We start from the raw sequence: 14,032 nt of genomic DNA on the forward strand, positions 1-14,032 counted from the left end.
GACCGCGCAGTGCCGAACACCTTCGATGCGAAAAGCTTTCTAAAAACCGTTCCTCACCAGCCCGGCGTTTATCGCATGATGAACGCCGCGGGTGAAATTATCTATGTGGGCAAGGCCAAAGACCTTAGCAAACGCCTAGCGAGCTACTTTCGGGTGCAGGTTTCCAGTGAGAAAACCAAAGCCTTGGTGCGTAACATCGCCGATGTAGAGGTGACGGTGACCCACACCGAAACCGAAGCATTGATCCTTGAGCACAACCTCATCAAGCAGCACCGCCCCAAATACAATGTATTGCTGCGAGACGACAAGTCTTACCCTTACATCTACCTCAGTGCTCACGAGCATCCACGGCTGGCGATACACCGCGGCGCGAAAAAGAAAAAGGGCGAATATTTTGGTCCCTTTCCTGATGCCAATGCGGTACGCAAAAGCCTGCATCTGTTGCAGAAAATATTCCCGGTTCGCCAGTGTGAAGACTCGGTGTATGCCAACCGCAGTCGGCCTTGCTTAATGTATCAAATTGGTCGTTGCTCTGGCCCTTGTGTACCAGGACTGATTAGTGATGACGACTACGCCGAGCAAGTCAATTTCGCCCGTATGTTTTTGCAAGGCAAAGACCGCGAAGTGATCGACAGCTTGGTCGCCAAAATGGAAACCGCTAGCCAACAGCTGCAATTTGAAAAAGCGGCGGAGTATCGCGACCAAATCCAAGCGTTGCGCCGCGTACAAGAGCAGCAGTTTGTTTCGCAAGACAGCGATGACGACATCGACGTTATCGGCTTTGCACTAGAAAACGGGGTGGCGTGCATTCATGTGCTCTTCCTGCGCCAAGGCAAAGTGCTGGGCAGTCGTAGCCACTTTCCTAAGATGCCGGCAGAAACCGACCCTGGTGAAGTGGTTTCAAGCTTTGTCAGCCAGTTTTACCTGGCGCAAGCAGAAGGGCGCACCATTCCCAGCCATATTCTGATTTCTGACGATATCGGTGATGATCTGGGTTGGTTATCGAATACCTTGAGTGAAATTGCCGGTCGCAATGTGCGTCTGCAAAGCCGTCCGCGTGGGGCCAGAGCCCGCTTTTTGAAGCTGGCCAACACCAATGCGCGCACCGCTTTGACCAGCAAAATCAACCATCGGATGACCATCCAGAATCGCTACCAAGCGCTGCAAGAAACCTTAGGCTTAGAGCCGGTTAAGCGGATGGAGTGCTTTGATATCAGCCACACCATGGGCGAAAAAACGGTCGCCTCTTGCGTGGTGTTTAACCAAGACGGGCCGCTGAAAAAAGAGTATCGTCGTTACAACATCGAAGGGATCACCGGTGGTGATGATTATGCCGCAATGGCGCAGGTACTGACGCGCCGTTATAGCAAGCAAGTAGAGCCAGAAAAAATCCCCGATATCATTGTAATCGATGGGGGTAAGGGCCAGCTCAGCCGTGCTTGGGAGGTGCTCGAGCCGTTGATCGCTGATTGGCCGGTTAACCCGCTCATTTTAGGGGTAGCTAAAGGCACCAGCCGTAAGCCGGGGCTCGAAACCTTGATTAAGGTCTCGGGCGAGGAGTTTTCGTTGCCTGCAGACTCGCCGGCATTGCACCTTATCCAACATATTCGTGATGAAAGCCACGATCATGCCATTGCCGGACACCGCGCGGCACGGGGCAAAGCGCGCAAGCAAAGTGTGCTTACCCAAATTGATGGCGTAGGACCTAAACGTCGCCAGGCCTTGCTGAAATACTTGGGCGGTATTCAAGAGCTGAAAAACGCCAGTGTTGAAGAAATCGCCAAGGTGCCCGGGATCAGTGCCACATTGGCAGAGAAAATTCATTCCTCATTGCAAGGTTAGTGGCAATGGGGCACCATAACCCAGTTAATCCTAAAATAAAAAGCTGAGCATGCGTCTAAATATACCTACCATTTTGACCTTTTTGCGCATTGCGCTTATTCCGGTCTTTGTTGTTGCCTACTATCTGCCTTATGCCTGGGCGCCGTTTGCGGCGGCACTGATTTTTGTGATTGCTGGTGCCACCGATTGGTTAGATGGCTATTTAGCGCGTCGCTTAAAGCAATCGACCCGTTTTGGTGCCTTTTTAGATCCCGTCGCCGACAAGGTGATGGTGGCGATTGCCATGGTACTGATTGTTGAGCACTACGCCTCTATTTGGATCACCATTCCCGCGGCAACCATGATTGCGCGTGAGGTGATTATTTCAGCCCTGCGCGAGTGGATGGCAGAAATCGGCAAACGTGCCAGCGTCGCGGTCTCTTGGGTGGGGAAATTTAAAACCGGCTCACAAATGTTCGCACTGACCATGCTGCTTTGGCATGGCGCGCCTTGGATTGAATGGTTAGGTTACATTGCGCTGTACGCTGCGGCAGGCCTGACCTATTGGTCGATGTATCAGTACATGATGGCAGCCAAAGACGACTTGCTTGCCGATCCGGAAGATGAATAAACCGGGCGCTCAGCAAACGCATTCACGTCCGTGACGTATCAATAAAAACGCAGCCACTCTTTGGGCTGCGTTTTTTGGTTGCTGCTGGTGGCAGCGCGAAAGCACCGGCCGGTTTGTTGGCGTCTGGCTTAGCGCTTAGGAATGGTCAGCACAAAGGCCGCCCCTTGCAGCGGGGAGTCGCTGGCGTGGATGTTGCCATCGTAACTGGCAATGATTTCATCGCACACCGCTAATCCAATGCCAGTGCCAGGATTGAGCTGATCGGCACGCACCCCACGCTGGAATATGCTTTCCCGATATTGCTCTGGTACCCCGGGGCCATCGTCTTCAATCGCCAATTGCCATACCTCGCCGTGATCGTCGAGCCGGATTTGCACCGTTTCAAGGCAAAACCGATAGGCGTTTTCCAGCAAGTTACCGAGTAACTCCATCAAATCACTGCGGTGCACCGGTAAAGACGCACTTTCATCAAACGCTCGCACTACTTTCACGGGTTTATCGCGATAGGCCTTATCTAACATGCCGGTCAGGCTATCAATCGGTGCGCTGAGTGGGCTATCTTCGCGTTTCAGCCCACACTGCCCCACCAATGCGCGTTTGAGCTGATATTGCACCATGTCATCCATCTGGCTGACTTGCTCTAAAATCCGCTTATTCAGCTGCTCGCGCGACAGATGATTATCATCGAGCAGAGCATTGGTGGCGGATAAACGCGTTTTTAAGCTGTGCGCCAAATCATCCATGGCGTGGCGATAACGGGATTTTTGCTTTTCCCGCTGGGTGATCATCCGGTTAAGCGCTTGGGTGACATCTTGCAGCTCATCAGGGTAATCGTTATCCAGTGTTTGTTGGCGTGATTCAGTAATCGCGATCAGCTCTCTGGCCAAGCGGCGCAGTGGGGAAAAGCTCCAATGACACGCGGCAACCACGAGTGCCGACGCCGAGACAAACAGCAGGCTGATGTAAAACCAGGTCTCTGCTTCTAAATCGGCTAACTGTTGTTTTTGTTTGTCGACGTTGCGCAGCACAAACAGCCGATTTTCGCTATCACCGGGTTGTTTTTCTGATGAAAGCCGTTGCGCTACCACGTTAAAGCCAGCAATGGAAAGGTACTGCGGCTTTTTCGCTTCGTTGGGAATATGTGTGCAGATATCGTCGATATTAAACGCTTGCACATCGCGTGAGGTCCACAGCGTGTGGTTATCGGGCGTACATAGCACCGACATATAATCGCTGCTGGACGGGTCAAGCGATTGAATCCAAGCCGTCAGCTGGTCAGCGCGGATCAGCCCGTCTTTACTGAGCTGCGCCATCACCATCGGAATTTGTGAGGCCAGATCGCGCGAGTAAGCCGCCATTGAATTTTGCTGATACAGCTTATTAATCAAGGCCGCGAGCGCAATCGAGAAAAGGAGAATAATGCCAATGGAGGTGGCGAGTACGCGGGTGCGCAGTCGGGGGCGACATTGGCAAAGGGTAAGTTGGCCTAGTTTCATGGTTTACTCAGCTTGGATCTCGAACAGGTAGCCTTGGCCACGCACGGTCGAGATGGGGTTGTCGTGTCCGGTTTGGATCAGCTTTTTACGTAGACGACTGATCATCACCTCAATGGTGTTAGGGTCGCCATCTTGGTCATGATACAGCACATCGAGCAAGCGTTGCTTGGAGATCACTTCGCGACTGTGACGAATTAGGTACTCAAACAAATCGTACTCAAAGGCGGTGAGCTCCAGTGCTTGCCCGTTGACGGTGACCGATTTCGCCAACAAATCTAACTCGATATCGCCAGCGGTGATAGTGGGCTTCACAAAACCAGCACTGCGACGCACCAATGCGTTTAATCGCGCCACCAGTTCCGGTTTTTGAAACGGCTTTACCAAATAATCATCCGCGCCGGCATCTAATCCCGTGACTTTATCTTGCCAATTGGCGCGCGCCGTGAGCACCAAAATCGGCAGGCGCAGCCCTTTGGCGCGAATATCACGAATTAGGCTAATGCCATCTTGATCGGGCAAACCAAGGTCAACAATGGCAATATCATTGGGGTATTGGTCAGCGTAATAAAGCCCTTCGCTGGCAGTGTTGGCACAGCGAACATGGTGGCCGAGTTCACTGAGTTCGGTGTTCAGGTGATGACTTAAAATCGAGTCATCTTCAATAATAAGAACCTGCATAAAAGCCCCTGTAAAACAAAAAAGCGCCCGAGGTGGACGCCTTTATTATAGGTTTAATAAACTGAATTTTGGCTGACTCAGCGACCGTCTCTCGCGTGACGTTACACCAAAATAATCATCAAGGTGCCGGCTAAGGTCAAAATAACGTTGGCAATCGCATAAGTGCCCGCGTAGCCCAAAGCAGGAATAGTACTGCGGGCATGCTCATTGATCATATCCATCGCCGGCGCACAGGTTCTTGCCCCGATGATCGCGCCAAACAAGAGCGCGCGGTTCATCTTCAGCACATACGCGCCAATCAAATAGGCGACAATCACTGGAATAACACTGATCACAATGCTGGCCAAGATCACCGAAAAGCCCATGTCCGCGATGTAATCAAACAGCCGGCTACCGGCACTCAGTCCAATGCCAGCCATAAAGGTCATCAGGCCGAGATCTTTGACCATATTCAGCGCCCCTTGGGGCACATAGCCAAATGTGGGATGGTTGGCACGTAAAAAGCCGAGGCTGATCCCCGCCAACAGCAAGCCAGCGGCATTACCCAGGCCAAAGGTCACTTGACCGAAGGTAAGGGTGATCATCCCCAAGCCCAGTCCCAAGATGAAGAAGCAGCAAAAGGCGAGCAAATCCGACATCTGGCTATGAATCGAAATAAAGCCGATGCGGTCGGCCAAGCCTTTTACGCGGCTTTTCTCTCCACTGATTTGCAGCACATCGCCTTTGTTGAGGATAATTCCTTGATCCATCGGCATCTCAACCTGAGCGCGCACCACTCGGTTTAAAAAGCAGCCATATTCCGACAAGTTTAAATCCGACAGCTTTTTCTGCGCCACGCTGTCATTTTTCACCACGATTTCTTCCTCGACAATGCGCAAGTCGAGCAGATCGCGGTCAAACACTTCTTTACCGTTACGAAAGCTGGGGTCCAGCCGCGCATGGCTGTCGGGATAGCCCACTAAGGCAATCTCGTCGCCTTGCTGCAAAATGGCGTCCCCATCAGGGTTAGCCAAAATACCRTTACGGCGAATACGCTCGATATAACAGCCGGTTTGGCGATAAATACCCAACTCACGCAGGTTGCGGCCATCAATCCAATCGATCAATTCAGGCCCGACCCGATACGCACGAATAATGGGTAAATAGACCTTACGCTGTGATTCGCTGCCCAAGCCGCGCTCAATCGCAATCTGTTGGGCGGAGTGCTCAAGGTTATGGCGCTGCAACTTCGGCATCAATTTCGCCAGTACAATCAAGCTCACTAGGCCGGTGAGGTAAGCCATGGCATAGCCGACACTGAGGTTATCAATCATCATCCCCAGCTGTTCGCCTTCCGCGCCGGTTAAGCCGGAGTTAAGCGCATCTTTCGCGCCCACCAATACCGGCGTGGCGGTAAGCGCGCCGGCCATCATGCCGGTGGCAATGCTGATATCCAACCCCAAATGGTTTTGGAAGAACAGGGTTAAGCCAATGGCGCTGAGTAACACCGCTAAGGCAAGCAATAGGTATGATTTTCCGTCGCGGAAAAAGACGCCAAAAAAGTTGGGCCCCGCCTCAATTCCTACGCAGTAGATAAACAGCATAAAGCCGATGCTGAGGGTATCAGGCGAGAAGGTGAACCCCGCGTTGCCAAAAATGATCGCGGTGAACAACACGCCGATGGATCCGCCGAGTTGCACACTACCAATTTTGATCTTTCCGACTGCGAGGCCGAGGGCGAGAACCACAAAAAGGAGTAAAATATCGTTTTGGAGCAGGAGGTTATTGACGTCTATATTCACAGCACAAATGTCCGACAGAGCGTGCAGGGGGGTTAATGTGGTGAAAATTATACCAACCTTAATCACACTTTGTTGTACAAATTTAGTGAAATAATCATTAATTTTGCGTAAAAAAAGACCAGTTGCATGTTTTTTGGAAGCATCCACAAAAAATGACACCCTCGGCTGGCTTTTTAGACCCAACCAACGCACCCGCAAGATCTCAGCCAAATCCTCGAAGCAATCTCACAGAATTAGCGCTAGCTAACATTTTGGACATTAGGGAATGAAAACGTTATCACGCCTCTGTTAGGCTAATCCTTACTACAAAAAGGGAAATGGCCTATCGGATGCCCAAAACCGGCGGGCGGTAGCGTGGGAAAGGCTGGATAGTTAACCAGCTTACCGGATAGAAAGCCAAATAGGATGCACGCTTTCTCATCATGCATTCACGCTTTCTCAGTTCAGTAAAATAAAAGAATATATTCATCAATGAGTTACATTACTAGGTTCGGGGATAGTGTGAATGCACCAGCCGTGATAGGCGGCATGCACACTTTCACGGGGAAGATACAGATCGTAAAAGCGATAGATACTATTAATAACAGTAAGTTAATAAAGAAAAGGCGCGTATAACGGTTTTGGGGAAGTGAGCGTGCGCGCTAATACAATGTTAGCCTCTTGTGTGAGCAAAGATGTATTAATCGAATGGAATAGTCATGAAGTTTAAAGTTCTAGCTGCTGGAAAAAGCTGTCCAATTGACAAGCCCAATCGTGCTTATTTAGTGACGGATGATTGGGATGATTGGTTTGAATTTTCAACGATGTATACTTTGATTTATGTTGATGGCGATCTAAATAGAAATAGAATTGGTTCGACTAAAATCGGCCAATTTAATATGGAGAAAGAACAGAGAAGGCCAAAAATACCTGATAGCTTCAATGAATTAAGCAATGATTTTTTCTCGGTCGGTCAAGATGATAGTTTTTACGACGAATTAAATAAGCTAGGCGAAGAAATAAGGTCTCAAATACTTTCCGCCCTTAATGACATTGCTTTAGACGAAAGCCTCTATGAGAAAGCAATTAAAGAGCGGGTTACAGGTACATCATTACTAAGATCAGTAAGTCATACTTCAATCAAAGGACAATATAGAAGGCTTGCCAAAGGGGTTGTTCGATTATCTGAATACTCTTTCTCATATAAATCTCCGAAAATGAGAGGCACTGAAGGTACAAGACTCAACTTGGCTTTTGAAGTGACTCCGGAGAGCAATCCTCCAACAAATATACATGTCCTTATTGGTCGAAATGGTGTCGGAAAAACGTATTTAATTAATAATATGATCAGCTCTCTTATTGATGATGAATCACCGGCCTCTAAAGTGGGTGAGTTTTCATCTTCGGATGAGTTTGAAGGAGAACTATTTTCTAATGTTGTATCAGTTACGTTTAGTGCATTTGATGAAACTGAGCCATTAGCTGAGAAAAAGGATAAATCATCAGGAATTCAATTTTCTTATGTTGGCCTAAAAAGGGTAAAAAAAGGAAATGAGAAAAACCTTCCCCCAAAAAGTCCTGTAATTCTTAAAAATGAATTTGTGAAAAGTATTTTGGCCTGCAAGGCAGGAAACAAGATAGAGCGTTGGAAAAGAGCAATAGAAAAGCTAGAGACTGATCCAGTATTTGGCGATATTAACGTAGCATCTATTCTGAATAATGAGGATGAAGATGATTTCAAGGGTATTGCAGGAAGGATATTCAAAAACTTGAGCTCTGGTCACAAAATTGTACTTCTTACAATAACAAGGCTTGTAGAAACAATCGAAGAAAGGAGTTTAGTTTTCCTAGATGAGCCGGAGGCTCATCTCCACCCACCCCTTTTATCTGCTTTTATTCGTTCTCTTTCAGACCTTTTAATAAATAGGAATGCAGTTTCAATAATAGCAACGCATTCACCAGTGGTTCTTCAGGAGGTGCCTAGAAGTTGTACGTGGAAGCTTTGGAGAAGCGGTCATTTGTCAAAAGTTGAAAGGCTTGAGACTGAATCATTTGGAGAAAATGTAGGAATATTGACTAGAGAGGTTTTTGGATTAGAGCATACGGATTCTGGGTTCCACAATTTACTAAACGATGCTGTTGATAAACTTGACAGCTATGAGGCTGCAATAAATAGCTTTAACAGCCAGTTGGGTTTAGAAGCAAAAGGTATATTGCGTGCTTTATATGGTGTGAAGAGAGCCAAGGCATGAGAAAATTAACCCGACCAGATGATGACGCAGTAGTTGTCTWTGAGGCATGTATAGATCGTGTTCGTAATGCTGATCTCAAGCGCCGATTACATTCTTGCTCATTAGAAATTGGTGAAGCATCAGCTGAATTTGACGAGAAAGCTGCTTTGGCAGAATTACATACCATTGAAGCCAAAGAAATTGTAGCGGATGTGGTTTCAGTTGATGAGATGAAAAAGGTCTATACAGGGCGAATGGCTAAAAAATTAGCTCCTGGTAGAGTTTACTATGATAAATTAATGTCATTGCCAGAGCATGGAAGATGTCCCCTATGTTCTCAACGAGTTGTTTCTACTTTAGATCATCATTTGCCCAAAGCTCATTATCCGTCTTTAGCTGTATCCCCATTAAACCTTGTTCCTGCTTGTCAAGATTGCAATAAAATTAAAAGTGAAGATATACCGTTAAATTCAGAACAAGAAACACTACACCCTTACTACGATGATGTGGAAGGGTTTTCATGGGTTAAAGCAAAATTAACAGAATCAATCCCTGTTGTTGTGGAATTTTATGTAGAACCTCCTTCTGAATGTGATGATGTATTAATTGAAAGGCTAAAGCACCATTTTGTGACGTTTGATTTAGCCGCCCTTTATTCTTCGCATGCAGCTGAAGAGCTTGCAAATATAGAGTTTWTAGCTAGAAAAATCTTCGAAGACTCCGGCAGTACTGAACTAAAGGCGTATTTAGGAGATATGGCAAGTAGTAGAAAGCAGGTGAGTATAAATTCTTGGCAGTCGGCTTTTTATACTTGTTTGCATGAAAGTGATTGGTTTTGCCAAGACAGATTTCAATAAAAAGCTAACAAGTTGCTGCACACGGAAAAATTACTCGCTGCGCTCCCAATTTTCCGGTGAGCAAGGCGTTAAATGGCATCAATCATCATCGTGTGAAACAAGGAGCTATTGTGAGCCACATAATTTCTGAAGTCGAGATAAAAAACTATAAATCATGCAAAGAAACGGAGCTTAAACTTAGTAGTTACACTCCGTTTGTTGGCTATAACAATGCTGGAAAATCAAACTGCCTTTCGGCAATCCAGTGGCTTTTACGGAAAAGTAGCCTTTCAGATGGAGACTTCTATGATAAATCTGAGTCTGTTGAAGTTAGTGCAGTGATCAAAGGAGTCTCCCAAGAAATCATCGAGCAAATGCCTGATAGGCAGCAAAGGTCGATTTCTCCTTATGTGAATAATGAAACGATAAAAATTAAACGAACGCAGTTTTTGCCAAATGCAAAAGCATCTGAAATTAAGCTTTCCGTGTGGGATGACGCTCAACAAGATTGGATTATAAACCCAACAGGCATTGATAATGCTGTTAGCGTCTTGTTACCTGAACCAATTAGAATCGGAGCTATGGAAAATGCCGCAGAAGATGCGTCAAAGGCTAAAACATCTACAACTATCGGTAAGCTACTTTCTCAATTTATTGAACCTGTAAAGGTAGCTCATGAACAAGAGCTAAATCAGCATCTATCTGAGGTGAAAAGCCGTATATCATCTGACGGTGATATGCGTTTTGATGAGCTTGATTCAATTGACGCTAGGGTGAATGAGAAAGTGGATAACCTTTTCCCTGGTATGAGTATTAAGCTTCACTTTGAAACCCCTTCATTTGAAGACCTTATCAAAGGTGGAACCATCAAAGTGTATGAAGATGAGCAATGCGGTCGAGACTTCTCATCTTATGGGCATGGCGCTCAGCGCTCAATTCAGATGGCTCTAGTCCAATATCTAGCAGAAATAAAGCGTTCAACTAATGACCAGATAACAAATACTCTTCTATTAATTGATGAGCCTGAACTTTATCTTCACCCATTTGCAATTGAGCAAGTTCGAGAAGCGCTTTTAAAGCTTTCTGAGAATGGCTACCAAGTTTTAATATCTACACATTCAGCTCAAATGGTTACTGCTGAGCATGCAAAAAACACCCTTCTAATCAGAAAGCATCCTGACACTGGCACTTATACTAGAGAGCGTTTATCTGATGCTATTCAGAGTGTGGTTCCAAATTCAAGGCACCMGATGGAACAATTATTCGCCCTGTCACATTCTACACAGGTGCTGTTTGCAGAAAACGTGGTACTAACTGAAGGAAAGACCGAGTTACGATTATTACCGTATATATTTAAAAAAGTATCAGATAAAACTATGGGCCAAGAGAAACACGCTCTGGTTGCCCAGAGCGGCGTTAATGATACGAAAAAGTCGCTTCAAATCCTTGATGAAATGGACTTACCTGCAAAGGCAATAGCAGACCTCGACTACGGCTTAAATGGTGCAATATCCCATGGATTCATTGATAGGGAAGATGACGACGTTTCGGGGATTAAAGATATCTTCATCCGATTATCGCATGAAGGAAAAGTCACGCTAAATGGAAATAATCTGCCAAAAAATGGAATTGTAAAAGCTTCAGAAGCTTTCGAAATCTTAGCAAACGAGCAGGATACCCAACCTTTAATTGACTCTTTGCATAATAAGATGAAACTTGAAAACATTTGGCTTTGGAAAAAGGCGCAATTGAACCTCACCTTGGAATTGATAGCAAAGATGAGCAATCTTGGGCAGCTTTTAAAAACGAAGCTGATGAAATTAGCTTGCAGCAAGTTTGCCCAGACTTCGATGGTATTCAAGAGCTAGTTGCATGGCTTAGAGCGGAGTAAATGCCATTTAACAAACACATCAAGTCGCCCCCTGAAAAGTGGGGGCTTGGACACCAAAACTACGCGGCGATTTAGTTTTGGTGCTTCGCAAAGTTTAAACTAGTCGCCGCTACGTTTTGCGGCCTCTTATGCGGGCGTTAACTGACAATAACAATTTTAGTTCGGAGGTAAAGTTTATGAGTGGTGTAGTTGCAGTTCTCTCTCCGGCACAGCAAGTTCAAGTCATCGACGAACGTATCAAGCCTCGCTTGCGTGAGATCAAGCTTTGCGAGAAAGTAAGTCAACTCATGTTTGATGAGTACTGCGGAGATGGTGTTAAGAGCTTTTCGAATGCGAGCTTAAAATTGAGTGGCAAGGAACTGTATGCCGGTGAGCATTCTCGTGAATTGACGGATCCAATACTAGACAGTGGGATTGCGATGATACGAGTTATGGTTCAATTGCTAGGTATTAGCGTTGATAAAAATGGTAACTTTTATGCTTATGACCCCAAAGATGGGGATATCGTAATGAGTAGTTTTCATCTGACACGTTTGCCTTTGCATACGAAAGCATCTGATTATCTCTCTACCAAAGAAATCGAAGCCCTAAAATTATCTGTTCTAAATGGAAATAAAGGTGTGGCTCATTTAACTATCCATGAGACTAAATCGATCCCATTAGATCAACTTTCACTTGCATGTCGTGTCGTTACTCGACTTGTTGAAGAGCATTTGCTGACACCTATAAGTAATCGTGAAACTGAGAGTACTGTCAGTTAACACATACGAGCCCTTCTCCGGTCAATAGGCAATAGCATTTTTTGGCTGCGCCAGCAGCCAATGCTCTCGAACAACAAAGTCGTCTACTTCGCTCTGTCATTTCCGCCATTAAGTCATTGCTTACGGCAAACACATATAGAAGGTCTCTTACTGCGGTCTCACCGCTGCTGCCTGCCAATCCTGTGAGAGGACCATTAGACATTATGTTTCGTTCCCACGCAGGAGCGTGGGAACGAGTTATGAAGAATGACTTTTCCGTGGTCATCCACTGCGTGAAGAGAAAAGTGGTAGTTGACGAGATCAACGCCACAAAAGAATTGAGTAGACATAGTTACCTCCGGTATTAAAGACCGCACCTAAGTGTGGCAGATCTTCAAGAGGGGGAATCCATGTTATTCGTTAAGCAGCAAAAATAAATAAAGAGGAAACATGTACACTAATATTACTTTCGACTGCGAATGTGGCAGTGTTGTTCGAGAGGGGGCTTTCTACCCAGTACATATCGCAGATACAGAAAAGGAACGAGAGCAGTTTCAAGAAACTGAATCTGAAGTTGAATGTGATAGTTGTGGTAGACCATATCACGTGCTCATAACAGGGAAAACGCATGAAGATCCGCGGCATGCCTGGGGTAGCGAATTAATGACTAAGTTGTTACTTAAGGTTAAAAACCGTGTGTCATGCCATGTTTATTAATTAAAATAAGTGAAAATAAGGGTTCAATTTGTTGATCATTTTCAGTGCGATTTAATGGTCTCCTAACGTTTAGGAGGTTTTAAATGACAGAAGATAAAAGTCCATTTATGCATTTCGTTTCCATTAAAGACATTCGCCAAGAAGGTAAAGTTGAACATACGTTATCAGATATTATTTTGATAACGATTTGTGCGGTGTTGTCTGGTCATGATACCTGGAAAGGCATTAGTGATTATGGACGTAAGCAACGTGATTTTTTATTACGCTTTGGCTTCTCAGGTAAAACATCACCCTCGGCAGATACGATCGCAAGAGTGATGGGAACCATGAGTACAAAAGCNTTACAAAACGCTTTTATTGAATGGATGAAATCATGTCATTAACTAACAGATGGTGAAGTCATTGCCATTGATGGAAAAACACTGAAAGGATCGTATAACAGATCAACAGACCAAGCTGCTATTCATATGGTTAATGCATTCGCAACCGCAAATGGTGTATGCCTTGGACAGTCAAAAGTAGACAGTAAGACGAACGAGATCACTGCCATCCCTAAGCTACTAGAATTGCTCGATATTTCAGGTTGTTTGATTACCATTGATGCCATGGGTTGTCAGCGAAAAATCGCACAAAAAATCATTAATAAAAATGCCGATTACTTGCTCGCTGTTAAAGGAAACCAAGGTAAGTTAGACAAAGCGTTTGATAATTATTACCGGCCTTCAATGCTTCAAAACTTTGATGGTGATAGCTACTCATCACAAGAGAAATCGCATGGACGTTTAGAAACACGATGCGCACTCATCAATACCGATTTAAGTGTATTAGGTGATTTGGCTTATGATTGGCCTGAACTAAAAACGATGGGCATCATGGTGAGTGTTCGACAAGAAGGCAAACACGCCGACGAATCAGATATTTCTGTGCGCTATTATATAAGTTCAAAAGCACTGACAGCGAAAGAGCTTCATGATGCCACTCGCTCGCACTGGTTAATTGAATCAATGCACTGGCAACTCGATGTTGGATTAAAAGAAGACGCCTGCCGAATTAGGGTAGATGACCGAGCTGAAGTTTTTGCACGAATAAGGCAAATGGTTTTGAATTTATTAAAGCAAGAGAAGAGTTTCAAAGCCGGGATTCAACGCAAGCGAATGATGTGTGCGATGGACCAGGAGTACCTGGCGACCGTGCTGGGAAGCCTTTCATGACGCGGATGTTCATGCGTTTT

Annotated in this window: 9 protein-coding genes and 2 pseudogenes; 7 read left to right on the forward strand and 4 right to left on the reverse strand. The window is 45.7% G+C overall.

All coding sequences use genetic code 11. From position 1 onward, the window contains the following. Positions 1-9 precede the first annotated feature (9 nt). Entirely contained in the window at positions 10-1,842 is a 1,833-nt protein-coding gene (gene uvrC / locus BZG73_RS10615; RefSeq protein WP_077668267.1) for an excinuclease ABC subunit UvrC, read from the forward strand. 49 nt (positions 1,843-1,891) lie between these two features. Then, positions 1,892-2,452, forward strand: coding sequence for a CDP-diacylglycerol--glycerol-3-phosphate 3-phosphatidyltransferase (gene pgsA, locus BZG73_RS10620; protein ID WP_077668268.1), 561 nt, complete (start codon positions 1,892-1,894; stop codon positions 2,450-2,452). Between the two features lie 128 nt (positions 2,453-2,580). Here the strand turns inward: pgsA and BZG73_RS10625 are convergent, their stop codons facing one another. The 3 genes from BZG73_RS10625 to BZG73_RS10635 form a co-directional block, all read right to left on the reverse strand. Continuing rightward, the gene (locus BZG73_RS10625) at positions 2,581-3,948 is read right to left on the reverse strand and encodes an ATP-binding protein (RefSeq protein ID WP_077668269.1); all 1,368 of its coding nucleotides are present in this window, start codon (positions 3,946-3,948) and stop codon (positions 2,581-2,583) included. Positions 3,949-3,951: 3 nt separating this feature from the next. Next, complete coding sequence (locus BZG73_RS10630; RefSeq protein ID WP_077668270.1) at positions 3,952-4,626, reverse strand: response regulator; 675 nt, start codon at positions 4,624-4,626, stop codon at positions 3,952-3,954. A gap of 101 nt (positions 4,627-4,727) precedes the next feature. Continuing rightward, on the reverse strand, positions 4,728-6,407 hold the full coding sequence (locus BZG73_RS10635) for an aspartate:alanine antiporter (RefSeq protein WP_046073105.1): 1,680 nt from the start codon (positions 6,405-6,407) through the stop codon (positions 4,728-4,730). A gap of 698 nt (positions 6,408-7,105) precedes the next feature. On the opposite strand from BZG73_RS10635, the gene BZG73_RS10640 reads away from it, so the two are divergent. The 4 genes from BZG73_RS10640 (at position 7,106) to BZG73_RS10655 (ending at position 12,105) form a co-directional block, all read left to right on the forward strand. Then, entirely contained in the window at positions 7,106-8,638 is a 1,533-nt protein-coding gene (locus BZG73_RS10640) for an AAA family ATPase (protein ID WP_077668271.1), read from the forward strand. Continuing rightward, positions 8,635-9,474, forward strand: coding sequence for an HNH endonuclease (locus BZG73_RS10645; RefSeq protein ID WP_077668272.1), 840 nt, complete (start codon positions 8,635-8,637; stop codon positions 9,472-9,474). The genes BZG73_RS10640 and BZG73_RS10645 overlap by 4 nt, the downstream gene beginning before the upstream one ends. A 110-nt stretch (positions 9,475-9,584) precedes the next feature. Continuing rightward, the gene (locus tag BZG73_RS10650) at positions 9,585-11,321 is read left to right on the forward strand and encodes an ATP-dependent nuclease (RefSeq protein WP_158075298.1); all 1,737 of its coding nucleotides are present in this window, start codon (positions 9,585-9,587) and stop codon (positions 11,319-11,321) included. A 199-nt stretch (positions 11,322-11,520) separates the two neighbouring features. Continuing rightward, positions 11,521-12,105 carry a hypothetical protein gene (locus BZG73_RS10655; RefSeq protein ID WP_077459622.1) on the forward strand — a complete coding sequence of 195 codons (585 nt, stop codon included), beginning with the start codon at positions 11,521-11,523 and terminating at the stop codon, positions 12,103-12,105. A 221-nt stretch (positions 12,106-12,326) separates the two neighbouring features. Here the strand turns inward: BZG73_RS10655 and BZG73_RS16165 are convergent. Then, positions 12,327-12,434: pseudogene (locus BZG73_RS16165) on the reverse strand (IS110 family transposase); the annotation flags it as partial. Positions 12,435-12,884: 450 nt separating this feature from the next. On the opposite strand from BZG73_RS16165, the pseudogene BZG73_RS10665 reads away from it, so the two are divergent. Next, positions 12,885-14,012 (forward strand): annotated as a pseudogene (locus BZG73_RS10665) (ISAs1 family transposase). The last annotated feature ends 20 nt before the right edge of the window (positions 14,013-14,032 follow it).

The organism is Salinivibrio siamensis (assembly GCF_001996005.1).
Taxonomy (GTDB): Bacteria; Pseudomonadota; Gammaproteobacteria; order Enterobacterales; family Vibrionaceae; genus Salinivibrio; species Salinivibrio siamensis.